Raw genomic sequence first — 16,831 nt, 5'->3', positions numbered from 1 at the left:
CCTAGAGCGGGTGGCTGCGAAAAGTCCTACGTGGGCGGCGATCCCCAATGAATACGGGGGCTTGGCGTAGTGGCGCAGTTGAAAAGAGCGGTCTTTACTCCACCCATCGGCCCCCGCCGATCCCCTCAGGAGAAAGTCAGATGAGCATCATGCGGACAGCTCTACCCTTGGTTCTGCTAACCGGAGTATTGACAGGTTGCGCAGGCTTGCAAAAAACCGATTGGCCTACCTGTGCCGCTGTTGGCGGTGTGACCGGTGCGGCGATCGGTGCGACTGAAAGCTCGGCCTACGCAGGCTATGGCGCGTTGCTGGTCGGCGGTATGGCCGGCGCCTATTGCTGGGTGCACGGCGATGGCGACGAAGATGGCGATGGCGTGCCGGACAGCCGCGACAAGTGCCCGGGCACCCCGAAAGGTGTGCAGGTCGACGCCAATGGTTGCCCTCCGGCGCCGCCAGCGGCGGTGGTCGAGGAGGTGGTCGTGGTCAAGGAAGAAACCATCGTGATCCGCGATGTGCACTTCCAGTTCGACTCGGCCAAGTTGACGGCAGCGGATAAAACCAAACTCGACACCATTGCCACGCGCCTGAAACAGGAAGCCCCGAGCGCCCAGCTACGGGTCAGTGGTCACACCGACAGCGTCGGTAAAGACGCCTACAACCAGAAACTCTCGGAAAAACGTGCCCATTCGGTCACCGATTACCTGATCGGCGCCGGGGTGCCCCGCAGTGCCTTTGTGTCTGTCACCGGGGCGGGCGAAAGCCATCCGGTCGCCGACAACAAGACCGCTGAAGGCCGCGCCCTGAACCGCCGTACGGAAATCCAGATCAACCGCTGACAGCCCTTGCCCCTGTGGGATCCACAGGGGCATTGCCGGCCACCCTCGCTTGAACCGCTCCCTCTCAAGTTTTTTGAACCTTCACTGGCAAATCGCCTGTAGAAGTCGTTACTGTGCGTCCAAAGAAAAATTTGAAAACACTCAGGAGCCCCATGATGCGTAAGGTTTTTCTGTTGGCCCTGTTGGTCAGCCCCGTTGCCCTGGCCCAGAGCGTCAGTGTCGAAACGAACTCATTGATGCGCCTTCCCTCCAGCACCAGTGTGTTGCAACTGGAGCGCCTGGACGTGGCGGACTACGGCACGTTGCTGATTCCGGCCACCATCAGCCAGGTCACGGTGGATGAACTGCACCTGGGCCGCGACGCACGCATCGCGATTGTTCCTGGCAATACCGCGCTGCAATTGCAGGTGCGGCATGCGCACCTTGAGCATGGCAGCCAGATCACCTCGCGCGGTGCCCCCGGTACCCATGAAAAACCGGCCAAGGCCGGGCGTGACCTGACCTTGCGCATCAACGCGCTGACGGCTGAAGAACTCTCGGTGGATGCCCGTGGCGGCGCCGGTGCCCAAGGGTATGCCGGGCTGGATGGCGCCAATGGCGTGGATCCTGGGTGTACCTGGGGCTCGGCGGGGCGCGGTTTCAATGGCGATAACGGCGGCGATGGCCTGCCGGGTGGGGCGGGTGCACAGGTTCGCGTGGAATTGCCGAAGGACTTCCCGGCGGAATACATCAAGGTCTGGGTGGATGGCGGTGCTGGCGGTTTGGCCGGTACGGCCGGCAAGCCGGGCAAGGGCGGGGAGTCCAAAGGCTGCCTGGTGTACCGCGCCGATGGTGGCGAGAAGGGCCGCCCAGGGTTGGAAGGGCAGCCGGGGCCAGCTGGGCCTGCGGGTACCGTGACTATTCAGCGGCTCTAAGTTCTAAAGAGCTGCAAGCTTGCAGCTTGCAGCTTGTGGCTGTACTCAAAACATCGGCCGAGCCGATGCAATCGCCACCACCACCAACCCCACGATCAGGTTGATCCCCACCAGCTTGCGAATCTGCCCCAGTGCAGCCGCACCCGCCGGCCAATCCTCAGCCGTCACCGCCGCCTTCAGCTGCGGAAACTTCAGCGCCTGGATGCGGATAAACAACGCCGTCATCACCAGATACAAACCCATCATCACCTGCACATAGCGCGGTGCGCTTTCAAACCCGCTGAACCGTAGGTGCAGCAGGCCGACGCCGCTGATCGGCAAAACCAGCACTGCCACCCATACCCACACGAAAAAACGTTGAAACACATTGGCCCACAGCTTGAGTCGGGCAGGGCCCTCAAGGGCCGCCATAGCGGCGGGGCGCAGGATCATCCAGGCGAAAAACATGCCGCCGACCCAGATCAGGGCGGCCAATACATGCAGGGTGTAAACGAGGCTAAACGCGGTCATTGTGGTACTCCGTTCTGCGCGGGATTAATTAGCGGGGTATGATAGCTGCCGATCCGAACCACTGAAAATTTATCCAGCGTTTTTTGCGCCCGACTATCCATGATCAGCACTGAACTCAAAACCACGATCCAGGGCGCCTACACGCGTTTTCTCGAAGCCAAGAGCTTGAAACCGCGCTACGGCCAACGCCTGATGATCGCCGAAGTGGCCAAGGTCCTCGGGGATATCGACACCGATGACGAAGGCCGCCGCGAAGGTGAGCCCGCCGTCGTGGCCGTCGAAGCCGGCACCGGTACCGGCAAGACCGTGGCCTATAGCCTGGCTGCGATCCCGACCGCGAAGGCCGCCGGCAAGCGCCTGGTGATCGCCACTGCCACTGTCGCCCTGCAGGAGCAGATCGTCTACAAAGACCTGCCCGACCTGATGCGCAACAGCGGCCTGAACTTCACCTTCGCCCTGGCCAAGGGCCGTGGCCGCTACATGTGCCTGTCCAAGCTCGACGTGCTGCTGCAGGAAGGCCACGCGCAAACCGCCACGGCGTCGCTGTTCGAGGAAGAAGGCTTCAAGATCGAAGTGGATGAGGTCAGCCAGAAGCTGTTTACCAGCATGATCGAGAAACTGGCCGGCAATAAATGGGACGGCGACCGCGACAGCTGGCCCACCGCCCTCGAAGATGCCGACTGGGCACGCCTGACCACCGACCACAGCCAGTGCACCAACCGCCATTGCCCCAACTTTGGCCAGTGCGCCTTCTACAAGGCCCGCGAAGGCATGGGCAAGGTCGACGTGATCGTTACCAACCACGATATGGTCCTGGCCGACCTGGCCCTGGGCGGCGGTGCCGTGTTGCCGGACCCGCGTGACACCCTTTACGTGTTCGACGAAGGCCATCACCTGCCCGACAAGGCTATCGGCCACTTCGCCCACTACACGCGCCTGCGCTCCACCGCCGATTGGCTGGAAACCACCGCGAAGAATCTCACCAAATTGCTCGCCCAGCACCCGCTGCCCGGCGATTTGGGCAAGCTGATCGAACAGGTGCCGGAGCTGGCGCGGGAGATCAAGACCCAGCAACAGTTCATGTTCAGCGCCTGCGAACAGGTGGCCGACTTCAAGCCCGGCGAAGATGTGGAAGGCCGTGAGCGCCCGCGCCATCGTTTTGTCGGTGGGATGATCCCCGAGCATATGCGCGAAATGGGCATCGAGCTGAAGAAAGGCTTTTCCCGTCTTACCGACCTGTTCACCCGCCTGACTGACTTGCTCAAGGAAGGCATGGACGGTGAGGTCAACATCGGCATCGCCAGCAACCAGGCCGAGGAATGGTATCCGCTGTTCGGCAGTCTGTTGTCCCGTTCCCAGGGCAACTGGGAGCTGTGGACGGCCTTTACCGTCGAAGACCCCGAAGACAACCCGCCCATGGCCCGCTGGCTGACCCTGTCGGAAAGCGGTGCGTTGTTTGATATCGAGGTCAACGCCAGCCCGATCCTCGCCGCCGAGATGCTACGGCGCAACCTGTGGAACGTGGCGTACGGCTGCCTGGTGACCTCCGCCACGCTGACCGCCCTGGGCACCTTCGACCGCTTCCGCATGCGCGCGGGCTTGCCGAAAAAGGCCGTCACTGCGGTGGTGCCAAGCCCGTTCCATCATGCCGACGCTGGTGTGCTGCGGGTGCCCGACCTCAAGGCCGATCCACGGGATGCGCCGGCGCACACCGCTGCGATCATCCGCGACCTGCCCTCCCTGGTGGAAGGTTCGCGCGGCACCCTGGTGTTGTTCTCGTCGCGCAAACAAATGCAGGACGTGTTCGACGGCCTTGACCGCGACTGGCGCAAGCAGGTGTTTATCCAGGGCAACCTGTCCAAGCAGGAAACCCTGAACAAGCACAAGGCGCGGGTCGATGGCGGGGATTCCAGCGTGCTGTTCGGCCTGGCGAGTTTCGCCGAAGGCGTGGACTTGCCCGGCGCCTACTGCGAACACGTGGTGATCGCCAAGATCCCGTTCTCGGTGCCGGATGATCCGGTCGAGGCCGCATTGGCCGAATGGATCGAAGCGCGGGGCGGTAACCCGTTCATGGAGATCTCGGTGCCGGATGCTTCCTTGAAGCTGGTGCAGGCCTGCGGTCGCTTGCTGCGTACCGAGGAAGACCGGGGCACCATCACCTTGCTCGACCGCCGCCTGGTGACCCAGCGCTACGGCAAGGCGATCCTGAATGCGTTGCCGCCCTTCCGGCGCGAAATTTCTTAAGCCATCGTGGGCGAATTCGCCCACTTCGTGGTCTATCTCACTGCTATCGATTTATGTCATCAGGCTATTTACCGGCCGTTTGGGAGAACCTTGTTCGTATGATTCGCACGCTGCCCGCCCTTTTTGCCCTGCTGTTCACTGCGCCCTTGATGGCCGCGCCCGCGGGGCAACAGACATTGTTCAACTTCGTCCGGCCTGCCGATGTGGTCAAGGTGGCGACCCAGGACGCCAGCCTGCCGCAATACAACGCCGAGCAAACCCCCGAAGGCGAGGTGTTGCGTCGCATCACCTTCAACCCGGCCGCCGAGCCGAGCCTGGTGCTCAGCCCACAGGCCGGTGCCTGGGATTGGTCGCAGTCCGGCGCCATGAGCCTGCGTATCCAGAGTGCCATGGACTGGGCGCTGACCCTCTACGTCAAGGTGCAGAGCAGCGATGGCAAGACCCTGGTCAGCCGCATCGACCTGCCGGCCGGCCCCGCCCAGACCTTGCTGGTCCCGCTGCAAGCCAACTCGCCGTTGAGCCAGGGCATGAAGGCCGGCCCGCCGATGCCGATCACCGTGGATGGCCAGCGTGTGTTGCTGGCCAGCAGTGCCGGCGAGATCGACCGTAGCCAGGTGGTCTCGGTGACCCTGTCGATGATCAAGCCCAGCGCCGCGCAAAGCATCCTGCTGGAACGCTTTGGTGTGCAGGACAGCGAGCCGGTGCTGAAGGCGGCCTACAGCGAACTGGTGGATGCTTATGGCCAGTCCACCCGCGCGCGCTGGCCGGAAAAGATCAGCGGCGACGAACAGCTCAAGGCGGCCGCGGCAAAGGAGCAAACCCAACTGCAGGGCTGGCTGGCCGCGCGTGATAAATCCGCATTGGACACGTTCGGCGGCTGGAACAAAGGGCCGGCGTTCAAGGCCAGTGGCTTTTTCCGCACCGAAAAGCGTGACGGTCGCTGGTACCTGGTGACTCCGGAAGGCCATCCGTTCTATTCCCTGGGCGTCAATACCGTGGCCCCGGACAACAGCCAGACCTACGTGGCCAGTCGCGAGTGGATGTTCGCGGCGCTGCCAAAGGCCGGCGAACCCTTCGACAAGTACTACGGCAGCGGCGATAACCGCACCGGCAATGGTGCGGGTGAAGGTCGTGGCTTTGCTGCCGGGCGTTGGTACGATTTCTACGGCGCCAACCTGCAGCGTACTTATGGCGGCGAAGGATTTGACCAGAAACGCTGGGTGACCCATACCCTTGATCGCCTGCAAGCCTGGGGTTTCAATACCGTCGGCAACTGGAGCGACGGCGCGTTGGCCACTGCCGATCGTGTGCCGTACACCTTGCCGCTGTCGATCGTCGGCGACTACGCCAGTATCAGCACCGGCACCGACTGGTGGGGCGGCATGCCCGATCCGTTCGATCCGCGTTTCGCCATGGCGACCGAGCGCGCGGTGGCCATTGCCGCCCGCGACCACCGCGACGACCCCTGGCTGATCGGCTTCTTTGCCGATAACGAACTGGCCTGGGCCGGCCCCGGCGATGATCTGAAATCCCGCTACGCCCTGGCCTACGGCACCTTGCGCATGACCACCGACGTACCGGCCAAGCGCACGTTCCTCAAGCAATTGCGTGACAAGTATCGCAACGAGCAAGGCCTGTCGAAAGCCTGGGGCATCGAGTTGGCGGGGTGGGAGCTGATGGAAGACCCGGGCTTCGAACCGCCGATGCCCAACCCTGAGCACCCGGAAATCGAAGCTGACTTCAAATACTTCCAGAAGACCTTCGCCGATGCCTACTTCAAGACCATCTCCGACTCGCTGAAATGGCACGCACCCAACCAACTGCTGCTGGGCGGGCGTTATGCGGTGAGTACGCCTGAAGCCGTGGCGTCGTGCGCGCAGTATTGCGATGTGCTGAGCTTCAACATGTACACGCTCAAACCCCAGGACGGCTATGACTTTGCCGCGCTGCGCGCCCTGGACAAACCGGTGTTGATCACTGAATTCAACTTCGGCTCTGCGGACCGTGGCCCGTTCTGGGGCGGCGTGACCCAGTTGGCCAGGGAAGAAGAGCGTGGCGTGGCATATGCCAACTTCCTCAAGCAAGCCATGGCCGAGCCTTCCATTGTCGGCGTGCACTGGTTCCAGTACCTGGACCAGCCGGTGACCGGCCGTTTGCTGGACGGTGAAAACGGCCACTTCGGCCTGGTGGGCATCACTGACGTACCGTTCCAGGGGTTTGTCGACAGTGTGCGTAGAAGCAACCTGGCGGCGGTGGATCAACTGGGCAAGGAAGCGGAAAAGGCCAAGGCCGCCAGCACCGCGCGTGAAAGCGAAGGCAGCAAGCCTGGGCGCGAGGGCAAAGGCCCGGGGCAGGGCGCCGGACACGCCGGTGGGCATTCGGGAAATGGTCATTGATTCATTGTTGACGGGTTCACAAATCCCACAATGGCTGGAACAATGTCGGCCACTTTTTACGGTGTTTTCCTAGGGGGCTTAGGTGCAGGTTCAGGGTCATTACGAGCTCCAGTTCGAAGCGGTGCGTGAAGCGTTCGCCGCGTTGTTCGATGACCCGCAGGAGCGTGGCGCCGGGCTCTGCATCCAGGTCGGCGGCGAAACCGTCGTTGACCTGTGGGCCGGTACCGCCGACAAGGACGGTACCGAGGCCTGGCACAGCGACACCCTCGTCAACCTGTTTTCCTGCACCAAGACCTTCACCGCTGTCACGGCCCTGCAACTGGTGGCCGAGGGCAAGTTGCAATTGGACGCGCCAGTGGCCAGGTACTGGCCTGAGTTCGCTGCTGCCGGCAAGGAAAACATTACGCTGCGCCAATTGCTCTGCCATCAGGCCGGGTTGCCGGCAATCCGCGAGATGCTGCCCACCGAAGCCTTGTACGACTGGCAATTGATGGTCGACACCCTGGCAGCCGAAGCCCCGTGGTGGACGCCGGGCCAGGGCCATGGCTACGAGGCGATCACCTACGGCTGGCTGGTCGGCGAATTGCTGCGCCGCGCCGATGGGCGTGGGCCGGGTGAGTCCATTGTGGCGCGGGTGGCACGGCCGCTGGGGCTGGACTTCCACGTGGGCCTGGCCGACGAAGAGTTTTATCGTGTTGCACATATAGCGCGCAGCAAAGGCAATATGGGCGATGAAGCCGCGCAGCGTTTACTGCAAGTAATGATGCGCGAGCCCACCGCCATGACGACGCGGGCATTTGCCAACCCGCCGTCTATTCTCACCAGTACTAATAAACCTGAATGGCGACGCATGCAGCAGCCGGCGGCAAATGGTCACGGTAATGCGCGTAGTCTGGCGGGTTTTTATAGTGGTTTGTTGGACGGTAGTTTGTTGGAAGCCGACATGCTCGAAGAATTGACCCGTGAACACAGTATCGGGCCGGATAAAACATTATTGACACAAACCCGCTTCGGGCTGGGCTGCATGTTGGATCAACCACAGTTGCCCAATGCTACATTTGGCCTTGGCGCCCGTGCGTTCGGGCATCCAGGCGCCGGCGGCTCGGTGGGTTTTGCCGATCCTGAGCATGATGTAGCGTTTGGTTTCGTGACTAATACATTGGGGCCTTATGTACTTATGGACCCACGGGCACAGAAGTTGGTCGGAATATTGGCCGGTTGTCTGTAAACCCCTTGCTGTTTCACATTTTTTTGTTACAAAGGCAACTATAAGAAGGCGCTGAACGAAATGATGTAACTTTAATGTTCTGTAAGCGTCTGTTTAACGGGTCATCGAGACCCCCGTTTCTTTTCTCATTTTGTGGATATCTCATGTTATCGAACAAGTCCTTGGCACTGGCGCTTTGCCTCACTATTACCGGTTGCGCACAAACTCCACAAAATGATGCCGAGGGTGGGCATTGGTGGTCATTTGGATCGGATAAGGCCACGACCAAGGACGCAGTGACCCAAACCGACGCCAAGCCGGACGCCAAGCCCGCTGCCGGCGCCAAGCCTGCCGCACCTGTAGCCGCTGCTGCTGCTGCGCCTGTCGCCTCCGCGCCAGCGCCGGCCGCCAAGGCTGACACCGGTTCCAGCTGGTGGCCGTTCTCCTCCAAGAGCGCCGACGAGAAGGCCGCTGATGCCAAGGCTGACCTGAAAGCCGACCTCAAGGCCGCGACCCCGGCTCCAGACGCCGCGCCTGCCGTCGCCAAGACCGACAGCGAAACTCACTGGTGGTGGCCGTTCGAAAGCAAACCCAAGCCATTGGCCAAGGTCGACGTGACCAATGTGCCGATGCCTGACCCGAAAATCACCCAGGCCTGGTTGGACGACTATGAGCCGCGCCTGCGCGCCGCCATCAAGGACAGCAACCTGCAGCTGGAACGTCGCGATAACGTACTCGTGGTGATTGCTCCGGTAGACGGCTCCTACAACCCGAAACGCCCGGCGATGCTGCTGCCGGTTACCCTGGGGCCGTTCACTCGCGTCGCCAAGGCGGTGGAAGCCGATCCAAAAACCGCCGTGCTGGTGCTGGGTCACGTGGATGCCACCGGTACCGCGCCTGCCAGCCAGGCGTTGACCAAGGAGCGTGCGCAGTCCATCGCCTCGATCTTCAGCCTCAGCGGCCTGAAACAGGACCGCCTGATGCTGCGTGGCATGGGTGACCTGATGCCACGTGCCGCCAACGACAGCACCCAGGGCCGCGCGCTGAACCGCCGCATGGAAATCATGTTCACCCAGCGCACGACCATGCTGGCGCTGTTGAGCAAGTATCAATCGGGCAAGACCCCGCCTGTAGCCGAAATGGTTGCGGTGCAGAACGTTCCAGCCCCGGCCCCGGCCGCCAAGGCACCGGCTAAAAAGGCACCCGCAGCTAAAAAGGTTGCTGCCAAGCCAGCGGCTAAAAAAGCCCCGGCCAAGCCCGCTGCGAAGAAACCGGCCCCGGCCAAAGCCAAGGCTGCTGCACCGGCTGCGAATGACCAGGCGAAAAACTGATCCGCTGAACCACAAGGATAAAGCCGCATGACCCAGGCACTGGCCGATATGCGCCGTGACTACACACGGGACGGTTTGAGCGAGGCCCAAGCCCCGAACGAGCCGTTTGCGTTGTTCCACCAGTGGTTTGCCGATGCGGTGAAAACCGAGCAGCCACCGGTGGAAGCCAATGCCATGACCCTGGCTACGGTCGACCAGGACGGTCGCCCGCACTGCCGCATCCTGCTGCTCAAGGGCCTGGATGCGCAGGGCTTTACCTTCTTCACCAACTATCAGAGCGCCAAGGGCGAACAGCTCGCGGCGCGGCCGTTTGCGGCCATGACGTTCTTCTGGCCGACCCTGGAGCGCCAGGTGCGTATTGAAGGAAGGGTGGTCAAGGTCACCCCTGAGGAGTCCGACGCTTATTATCAGGTCCGCCCCCTGGGCAGTCGTTTAGGCGCCTGGGCTTCCCCGCAGAGCCAGGTCATTCGTGACCGTGAAGAACTGCAGGACCTGCTCAAGGCCACCGAACAGCGTTTCAGCGATACCCAGCCCGACTGCCCCGAGCATTGGGGTGGCTATCGCCTGCTGCCGGAGCGCATCGAGTTCTGGCAAGGCCGCGCCAGCCGCCTGCATGACCGCCTGAACTACCGCCTGCAAGGGACCGAATGGACCCGCGAGCGCCTGGCGCCCTGAGCGGCACCTTTCGTCACCCCACTGGAATGATGTCGATCACACCGAAGTCTCTGTTGAAGAGGTTTCGGCTGTGTACTGTTGTGCGGCGTTCGTCAGCCACTGCGGCAACTCGCTTCGCTTGATCTTCGAGATCCGCGCCTGCTCCAGTTGTTGCAGCATAAAGGCACGCTTGTGCAGGTCGTCTCCCGCCAGGGACAGTGCCAGGTCGCGGTCTATCCAGCGTCGGATACGCAGGTACAACCAACCATGGAAGTACAGGCCGGCGACGGTAGTGACTACAATGATGAAATAGTCCATGAAGTTCCTGGTTACGATGAGAGTGCTACCGTTGGTCGGTATTTTGGCTACGGGCAGTCTGTACTGAGGCTGAATGAAAGCAATTTCCTGCCGGGCTTGTCGTGACAGGCGTCAAGCTGCAGCGTCTAATGAATACCTGTCCTTTGGAGTTGATGCTATGCGTAAGTCCGTTTTACTGGTTGCCTGCTTTACCACGCTGTCGTTGCTGCTGGGTGGCTGCGCCTCGAGTCTGACCGGCGACTCGTACTCCCGTGACGAAGCGCGTCGTGTACAGACCGTTCGCATGGGCACCATTGAATCCCTGCGTCCGGTAAAAATCGAAGGCACCAAGACCCCAATCGGCGGCGCTGCCGGCGCGGTCATCGGTGGTGTGGGCGGCAGCGCCATCGGCGGTGGCCGTGGCAGTATCGTGACTGCCGTGATCGGCGCCGTTGCCGGCGGCCTGCTGGGCTCGGCCACCGAAGAAGGCCTGACCCGCACCCAGGGCGTGGAAATCACCGTTCGCGAAGACGACGGCAGCATGCGTGCCTACGTGCAAGCCGTGCAGGAAAATGAAATCTTCCGCATCGGTGATCGCGTCCGCATCATGACCGTTGATGGCACCAGCCGCGTTACTCGCTGACCGGTAAGCAGCAGGCAAAAGAAAACCCCAACCGGGTGACCGGTTGGGGTTTTTTATGGGCTGCGTTTCAGTCGGCTCAGGCTTTTTTGCGACTCGCCATCGCCGTCACCACGTACCCGATACACGCCGCAAGTATCGATCCGGTCAGAATCCCCATTCGATCCTCCCCGGCAAACTCGCTGGCACCCGGCACAAACGCCAGGGAGCCGACGAACAGGCTCATGGTGAAGCCGATGCCGCACAGGATCGCCACGCCGAAGACCTGGCCCCAGTTGGCGCCGCTGGGCAGTGCTGCGAGGCCGGTCTTGATGGCCAGCCAGGTGAGGCCGAACACGCCGACGGTCTTGCCGATCAGCAGGCCGGCGGCAATGCCCATCGGCACGTGGTGGGTGAAGCTCTCCAGGCTGACCCCGGTGAGTGACACACCGGCGTTGGCAAAGGCGAACAGCGGCAGGATGCCGTAGGCCACCCACGGATGCAGGGCGTGTTCCAGCGTGAGCAGCGGCGAGGGCTCGGCGTTCCTGGTGCGCATCGGGATGCAGAACGCCAGGGTCACGCCGGCCAGGGTGGCGTGCACGCCGCTCTTGAGTACGCACACCCACAGGATCAGGCCGATGATCAGGTAGGGCCCGAGCTTGATCACGCCCAGGCGGTTCATTGCAATCAAGGCAACCAGGCAGGCGCCCGCGCCGGCCAGGGCCGCACCGGACAGGTCGGCGGAATAGAACACTGCAATAACAATGATCGCGCCCAGGTCGTCGATGATGGCCAGGGTCATCAGGAACAGCTTCAACGACACCGGCACCCGCTTGCCCAGCAGTGCCAGGACGCCCAACGCGAAGGCGATGTCGGTGGCCATCGGGATTGCCCAGCCGGAGAGGGCGGCGGGGTAGTCCTTGTTGATTGCCCAGTAGATCAGCGCCGGCACGACCATGCCGCCGATGGCGGCTGCGCCTGGCAGCACCACTTGCGAAGGCTTGGACAGGTGGCCGTCAAGCAGCTCGCGCTTGACCTCCAGGCCGATCAGCAGGAAGAACAGGGCCATCAGGCCATCGTTGATCCACAGCAGTGCGGGCTTGGCGATTTGCAGCGCGCCAATCTGGGCCACCACCGGCACGTCGAGAAACGCGCCATACAGGTGCGACAACGGAGAGTTGTTGATGATCAGCGCCAAGGCGGCAGCGGCGATCAACAACAGGCCGCTGGCGGCTTCCAGCTGGAAGAAACGGGTAAAAGTGCTACGCAGAGGCAAGGGATGCTCTCCAATCCAGGTTCAATAGGTGGGTACCCTAACCCGTACCGTTAGTTGTTAAAACAAAAGTTATATTCTTATTTGTTATAAGAGATGGTGTAGGGTGGCGTAGCGCCAAAGCCTAGCAATTGTGTGTCCAATTGAGTCGTCACTGTATCTGTGTGCAGTGTAGGAAACATCCTAAGATCGGTGCTGAAATCCTTAGAGTTCTTCCTTATGAGCGACCACCGTCCCTGGGCCCGCGAAGCCATTCGCATCATCGAAGCGGACTTCCAACGCAGTGCTGACACGCATCTGATTCCGTTACCGCTGCCGGGCCTGCCGGGCATCGAGTTGTACTTCAAGGATGAATCCAGCCACCCCACCGGCAGCCTGAAACATCGGCTGGCCCGTTCGCTGTTCCTGTATGCGCTGTGCAATGGCTGGCTCAAGCCAGGCGCGCCGGTGATTGAAGCATCCAGCGGCTCGACGGCGATTTCCGAAGCGTATTTTGCCCGGCTGCTCGGGCTGCCGTTCATTGCGGTGATGCCCGCCACGACGTCCCAGGAAAAGATCGCGCAGATTGCCTTCTACGGCGGCAAAAGCCATCTGGTACAGGATCCCACGCAGATCTACGCCGAGTCCGAACGCCTGGCCCAGGAAAGCGGCGGTCATTTCATGGATCAGTTCACTTATGCCGAGCGTGCCACCGACTGGCGGGCGAACAACAACATCGCCGAGTCGATCTTCCAGCAGATGCGCTTTGAGCGGCACCCGGAACCGAGCTGGTTGATTTCCAGCCCCGGTACCGGCGGCACCACCGCCACCCTGGGTCGTTATGTGCGTTATCGCCAGCACTGTACCCGCGTGTTGTGTGCCGATGCCGAGCGCTCGGTGTTTTTCGATTTCTACCAGAGCGGTGACGCCAGCCTGCGCCTGGACTGTGGTTCGCGGATCGAAGGCATTGGCCGGCCACGGGTCGAGGCGTCGTTTTTGCCCAAGGTGATTGATGCGATGGTCAAGGTGCCGGATGCGCTGTCGCTGGCGGCCATGCATTACCTGGCTGAGCGCCTGGGGCGGCGAGTCGGCGGTTCCAGCGGGACCAACCTGATTGGCGCATTAATGGCGGCGCAGCAGATGAAAGCGATGGGGGAATCAGGTTCGATCGTGGCGATCTTGTGTGATGGGGGCGAGCGGTATGCAACGACCTATTACGACCAGGCGTGGTTGGCGGGGCAGGGCTATGCGCTCGAGGGGTTGATCGCGGCCGTGGCGGCCAGTGTGGAGCAGGGCGAGCCATTACCCGCCAGCATCCTGCGCGCAAATATCTGATCCGATGCAAACCAAATGTGGGAGGGGGCAAGCCGCCTCCCACATTTAATTTGCGCTGTTCTCAGGCCTCGATGCCGAGCATATCCCGCGCCAACGCCTCGGCAATCCGAATCCCGTCGACACCGGCCGACAGAATCCCACCCGCATACCCAGCGCCTTCACCGGCCGGGAACAGGCCTTTCACGTTCAGGCTCTGCATCGATTCGTCACGGGTAATCCGCAGCGGCGACGAGGTGCGCGTCTCGATACCGGTCAACACGGCATCGTGCAGCGAATAGCCCTTGATCTGCTTCTCGAACGCCGGCAGTGCTTCGCGGATCGCTTCGATGGCGAAGTCCGGCAAGGCCAGGGCCAGGTCACCCAGGGCCACCCCTGGCTTGTAGGACGGTTCCACACTGCCGATCGCCGTGGACGGCTTGCCAGCGATAAAGTCGCCGACCAACTGTGCCGGAGCCTCGTAGTTGCTGCCGCCGAGGATGTAGGCGTGGGACTCCAGGCGCTCCTGCAACTCGATACCCGCCAGCGGGCCGCCTGGGTAATCCACTTCCGGCGTGATGCCGACGACGATGCCGGAGTTGGCATTGCGCTCGTTACGCGAGTACTGGCTCATGCCGTTGGTCACCACACGGTTCGGCTCGGAGGTCGCTGCCACCACGGTGCCACCCGGGCACATGCAGAAGCTGTAGACCGAACGGCCGTTCTTGGCGTGGTGCACCAGCTTGTAGTCGGCGGCGCCCAGCTTCGGGTGCCCGGCATATTTGCCCAGGCGCGCGGCGTCGATCAGCGATTGCGGGTGTTCGATCCGGAACCCCACCGAGAACGGTTTGGCTTCCATGTAGACGCCACGGCCGTGGAGCATGCGGAAGGTGTCGCGGGCGCTGTGGCCGAGGGCCAGGATCACATGCCTGGAGAGGATCTGCTCACCACCGTCGATGACCACGCCATTCAACTGGCCGTCTTCGATCAGCACGTCGGTCACCCGTTGCTCGAAACGCACTTCACCGCCCAGGGCGATGATCTGCTCGCGCATGTTTTCCACCACGCCGGTCAGGCGGAAGGTACCGATGTGGGGTTTGCTGACGTAGAGGATTTCTTCCGGCGCGCCGGCCTTGACGAACTCGTGCAGGACTTTGCGGCCGTGGAATTTCGGGTCCTTGATCTGACTGTAGAGCTTGCCGTCGGAGAAGGTCCCGGCGCCGCCTTCACCGAACTGCACGTTGGACTCGGGGTTGAGCACGCTTTTGCGCCACAGGCCCCAGGTGTCCTTGGTGCGCTGGCGTACTTCCTTGCCGCGTTCGAGGATGATCGGCTTGAAGCCCATCTGCGCCAGCAACAGTCCGGCGAAGATACCGCACGGGCCAAAACCGACGACCACAGGCCGTTCGACCAAGCCTTCCGGGGCCTGGCCCACGACCTTGTAGCTGACGTCCGGCGCGGGATTGACGTTGCGGTCATCGGCGAACTTGAGCAGCAGGGCGGCCTCACCCTTCACATTGAGGTCGATGGTGTAGATGAAGCACAGCTCCGACGACTTCTTGCGCGCGTCGTAGCTGCGTTTGAACAGGGTGAAATCGAGCAGGTCATCACTGGCGATGCCCAGGCGCTGCACAATGGCAGGCCGCAGGTCTTCTTCGGGATGGTCGATGGGCAGCTTGAGTTCGGTGATTCGTAACATGACGGGATCCGGTAGGCGGCGGACAAAGAGGCCGGCTGTTTTGCAAACCGGCGATTATAAGCCTCAATGGCGGTTTTCCGTCAGGTTAAAACAGCGCAGCGCTGAATCAGTCGTCCCGGGAACCACCAAACGCCGCGCAACCGCGCTGTACCTGGCCGTTGACGCGCAACTCCGCCGTCATGTGTTGCAGGCTGCCGCTGACGCTGTCGATGCAGCGCTGCGGCGCGACCCACAGTTCGATGTGCTGGTTGTTGGCTTCGGTCATCAGGTTGAAGCGGCCGTCGCCGATCTGCTCTTCGACATAAGGCACTGCCAGTGGCGGCTGGCCTTCACGCTCGAGCACCATGCCCTTGGCGGTGACGTTCATGGCCCAGGCTGGCTTGTGGCCGTTGGCCCGCAGGGTCATGCGCTTGAAGTCCGGGTCGGTGCAGGCAGAGGTCGAGCGCTCTACGCGATAGAGTTGTTGCAGGTCGACGCTGCCCTGGGTGCCGCTGGCGACGCCCGAGAACTTGCCACGCAAATCGGCAAACAATGCCCCTTGCTGGCCGGCCAGGGACGCCGCTTCCTGCAGGATGCTGGTGCCACTGGTGTCGTTGACGACATAGTTGCGTTTATCGTCGCACGGCTGGAACAGCAGCTTGCTACCTACCGCCGTGAGTTCGCCCTGCATGCGGGTCAACCCGGCGGTAGACGGCTTGGTCGGCTCGTTTTCGAACATCTGGCAAGCGGCGAACACAGGAAGCAAGGCAAACAGGGCGAGGGTACGGGCGGCACGCATGATCGGGTCTCCAGACAAGTGCCGCCACGTTACGCAGGCTGGCGTTGCATCACAACCCCGCAGCCCTGCTTCAGGCAATTCTTACAATGGTTACATTCAGCCAACAATAAATGTCTGGCCGGTCTGTAAGCCTTCCACGCTTTTTGCATAGGCCAATGCCACATCGGCCCCCGGAACCGGTTTATAGCCACGGAAGTACGGTGCGTAGCTGCCCATGGCCTCCACCAGCACGGTCGGGCTCACGGAGTTGATGCGCAGCCCCCGTGGCAATTCGATTGCCGCGGCTTTGATGAACGCGTCGAGTGCGCCATTGACCAGCGCAGCCGAAGCGCCAGTACGGATCGGGTCACGGTTGAGAATGCCACTGGTGAAGGTGAACGACGCGCCGTCGTTGGCATACTCGCGGCCGATCAACAGCAGGTTGACCTGGCCCATCAGCTTGTCACGCAGGCCCAGTTCAAAGTCGCTTTCGCCCATATCCCCCAGCGCCACGAAATTCACGTTGCCTGCAGTGCAGACAAGTGCATCGAATTTGCCGGTCTGCTCGAACAGGTTGCGGATCGAGGTGCTGTCGCTGATATCCACCTGGAAGTCGCCGCTGCTGCGGCCAATGCTGATCACTTCGTGACGCTGGGCCAGTTCGGCCTTGACTGCCGAGCCGACGGTGCCACTGGCGCCAATCAATAGGATTTTCATGGTGCTGTTCCTCTGGGTTTCTCAGGAACTGTAGGAGCGGGCTTGCCCGCGAAAAACGCAAAAGCGCCGCTGTGTACCAGGCTGAGC

Annotated in this window: 15 protein-coding genes; 9 read left to right on the top strand and 6 right to left on the bottom strand. The window is 61.9% G+C overall.

Annotated elements, in window-relative coordinates:
* Positions 1–140 precede the first annotated feature (140 nt).
* Positions 141–836, top strand: coding sequence for an OmpA family protein (locus Q8X51_RS02420; RefSeq protein ID WP_027604443.1), 696 nt, complete (start codon positions 141–143; stop codon positions 834–836).
* Positions 837–991: 155 nt separating this feature from the next.
* Positions 992–1,750, top strand: a complete 759-nt coding sequence (locus tag Q8X51_RS02415; RefSeq protein ID WP_407693271.1) for a collagen-like protein — start codon at positions 992–994, stop codon at positions 1,748–1,750.
* Positions 1,751–1,795: 45 nt separating this feature from the next.
* On the opposite strand, the gene Q8X51_RS02410 is transcribed toward Q8X51_RS02415, so the two are convergent.
* Entirely contained in the window at positions 1,796–2,260 is a 465-nt protein-coding gene (locus tag Q8X51_RS02410) for a CopD family protein (RefSeq protein ID WP_065926431.1), read from the bottom strand.
* Between the two features lie 99 nt (positions 2,261–2,359).
* Between Q8X51_RS02410 and dinG the strand changes: the two genes are divergently transcribed.
* The 5 genes from dinG (at position 2,360) to pdxH (ending at position 10,113) form a co-directional block, all read left to right on the top strand.
* Positions 2,360–4,504 carry an ATP-dependent DNA helicase DinG gene (gene dinG, locus Q8X51_RS02405; protein ID WP_027604440.1) on the top strand — a complete coding sequence of 715 codons (2,145 nt, stop codon included), beginning with the start codon at positions 2,360–2,362 and terminating at the stop codon, positions 4,502–4,504.
* A 98-nt stretch (positions 4,505–4,602) separates the two neighbouring features.
* Positions 4,603–6,900, top strand: coding sequence for a beta-galactosidase (locus Q8X51_RS02400; RefSeq protein ID WP_407693272.1), 2,298 nt, complete (start codon positions 4,603–4,605; stop codon positions 6,898–6,900).
* Positions 6,901–6,982: 82 nt separating this feature from the next.
* Complete coding sequence (locus Q8X51_RS02395) at positions 6,983–8,128, top strand: serine hydrolase domain-containing protein (RefSeq protein ID WP_065926429.1); 1,146 nt, start codon at positions 6,983–6,985, stop codon at positions 8,126–8,128.
* A gap of 143 nt (positions 8,129–8,271) precedes the next feature.
* A complete protein-coding gene (locus Q8X51_RS02390; protein ID WP_407693273.1) occupies positions 8,272–9,438 on the top strand; it encodes an OmpA family protein in 1,167 nt (388 codons plus the stop codon).
* Between the two features lie 27 nt (positions 9,439–9,465).
* Positions 9,466–10,113 (top strand): pyridoxamine 5'-phosphate oxidase, encoded by a 648-nt coding sequence (gene pdxH / locus Q8X51_RS02385; protein WP_027604436.1) that lies wholly within the window; start codon positions 9,466–9,468, stop codon positions 10,111–10,113.
* Between the two features lie 36 nt (positions 10,114–10,149).
* Here the strand turns inward: pdxH and Q8X51_RS02380 are convergent, their stop codons facing one another.
* The gene (locus Q8X51_RS02380) at positions 10,150–10,410 is read right to left on the bottom strand and encodes a hypothetical protein (RefSeq protein WP_065947319.1); all 261 of its coding nucleotides are present in this window, start codon (positions 10,408–10,410) and stop codon (positions 10,150–10,152) included.
* 157 nt (positions 10,411–10,567) lie between these two features.
* Here Q8X51_RS02380 and Q8X51_RS02375 point away from each other — a divergent pair, with 157 nt between their 5' ends.
* On the top strand, positions 10,568–11,032 hold the full coding sequence (locus tag Q8X51_RS02375; RefSeq protein ID WP_003189251.1) for a glycine zipper 2TM domain-containing protein: 465 nt from the start codon (positions 10,568–10,570) through the stop codon (positions 11,030–11,032).
* A 76-nt stretch (positions 11,033–11,108) separates the two neighbouring features.
* On the opposite strand, the gene nhaA is transcribed toward Q8X51_RS02375, so the two are convergent.
* Positions 11,109–12,284, bottom strand: coding sequence for a Na+/H+ antiporter NhaA (nhaA, locus tag Q8X51_RS02370; protein ID WP_065926426.1), 1,176 nt, complete (start codon positions 12,282–12,284; stop codon positions 11,109–11,111).
* Between the two features lie 216 nt (positions 12,285–12,500).
* Here nhaA and Q8X51_RS02365 point away from each other — a divergent pair, with 216 nt between their 5' ends.
* Positions 12,501–13,595, top strand: coding sequence for a PLP-dependent cysteine synthase family protein (locus Q8X51_RS02365; RefSeq protein WP_074844280.1), 1,095 nt, complete (start codon positions 12,501–12,503; stop codon positions 13,593–13,595).
* A 61-nt stretch (positions 13,596–13,656) separates the two neighbouring features.
* On the opposite strand, the gene Q8X51_RS02360 is transcribed toward Q8X51_RS02365, so the two are convergent.
* The 3 genes from Q8X51_RS02360 to Q8X51_RS02350 all read right to left on the bottom strand — a co-directional run bounded on the left by Q8X51_RS02360 (position 13,657) and on the right by Q8X51_RS02350 (position 16,744).
* Positions 13,657–15,270: an NAD(P)/FAD-dependent oxidoreductase gene (locus Q8X51_RS02360; RefSeq protein ID WP_065926424.1), complete on the bottom strand. Its 1,614-nt coding sequence runs from the start codon at positions 15,268–15,270 to the stop codon at positions 13,657–13,659.
* 106 nt (positions 15,271–15,376) lie between these two features.
* Positions 15,377–16,048 (bottom strand): COG3650 family protein, encoded by a 672-nt coding sequence (locus tag Q8X51_RS02355; protein WP_065926423.1) that lies wholly within the window; start codon positions 16,046–16,048, stop codon positions 15,377–15,379.
* A 96-nt stretch (positions 16,049–16,144) separates the two neighbouring features.
* Positions 16,145–16,744 carry a short chain dehydrogenase gene (locus Q8X51_RS02350; protein WP_065926422.1) on the bottom strand — a complete coding sequence of 200 codons (600 nt, stop codon included), beginning with the start codon at positions 16,742–16,744 and terminating at the stop codon, positions 16,145–16,147.
* Between the last annotated feature and the right edge of the window lie 87 nt (positions 16,745–16,831).

This window comes from Pseudomonas sp. Yb2C2 (assembly GCF_052112325.1).
Taxonomy (GTDB): Bacteria; Pseudomonadota; Gammaproteobacteria; order Pseudomonadales; family Pseudomonadaceae; genus Aquipseudomonas; species Aquipseudomonas marginalis.
This window is presented reverse-complemented; position numbering and strand designations above follow the sequence as displayed.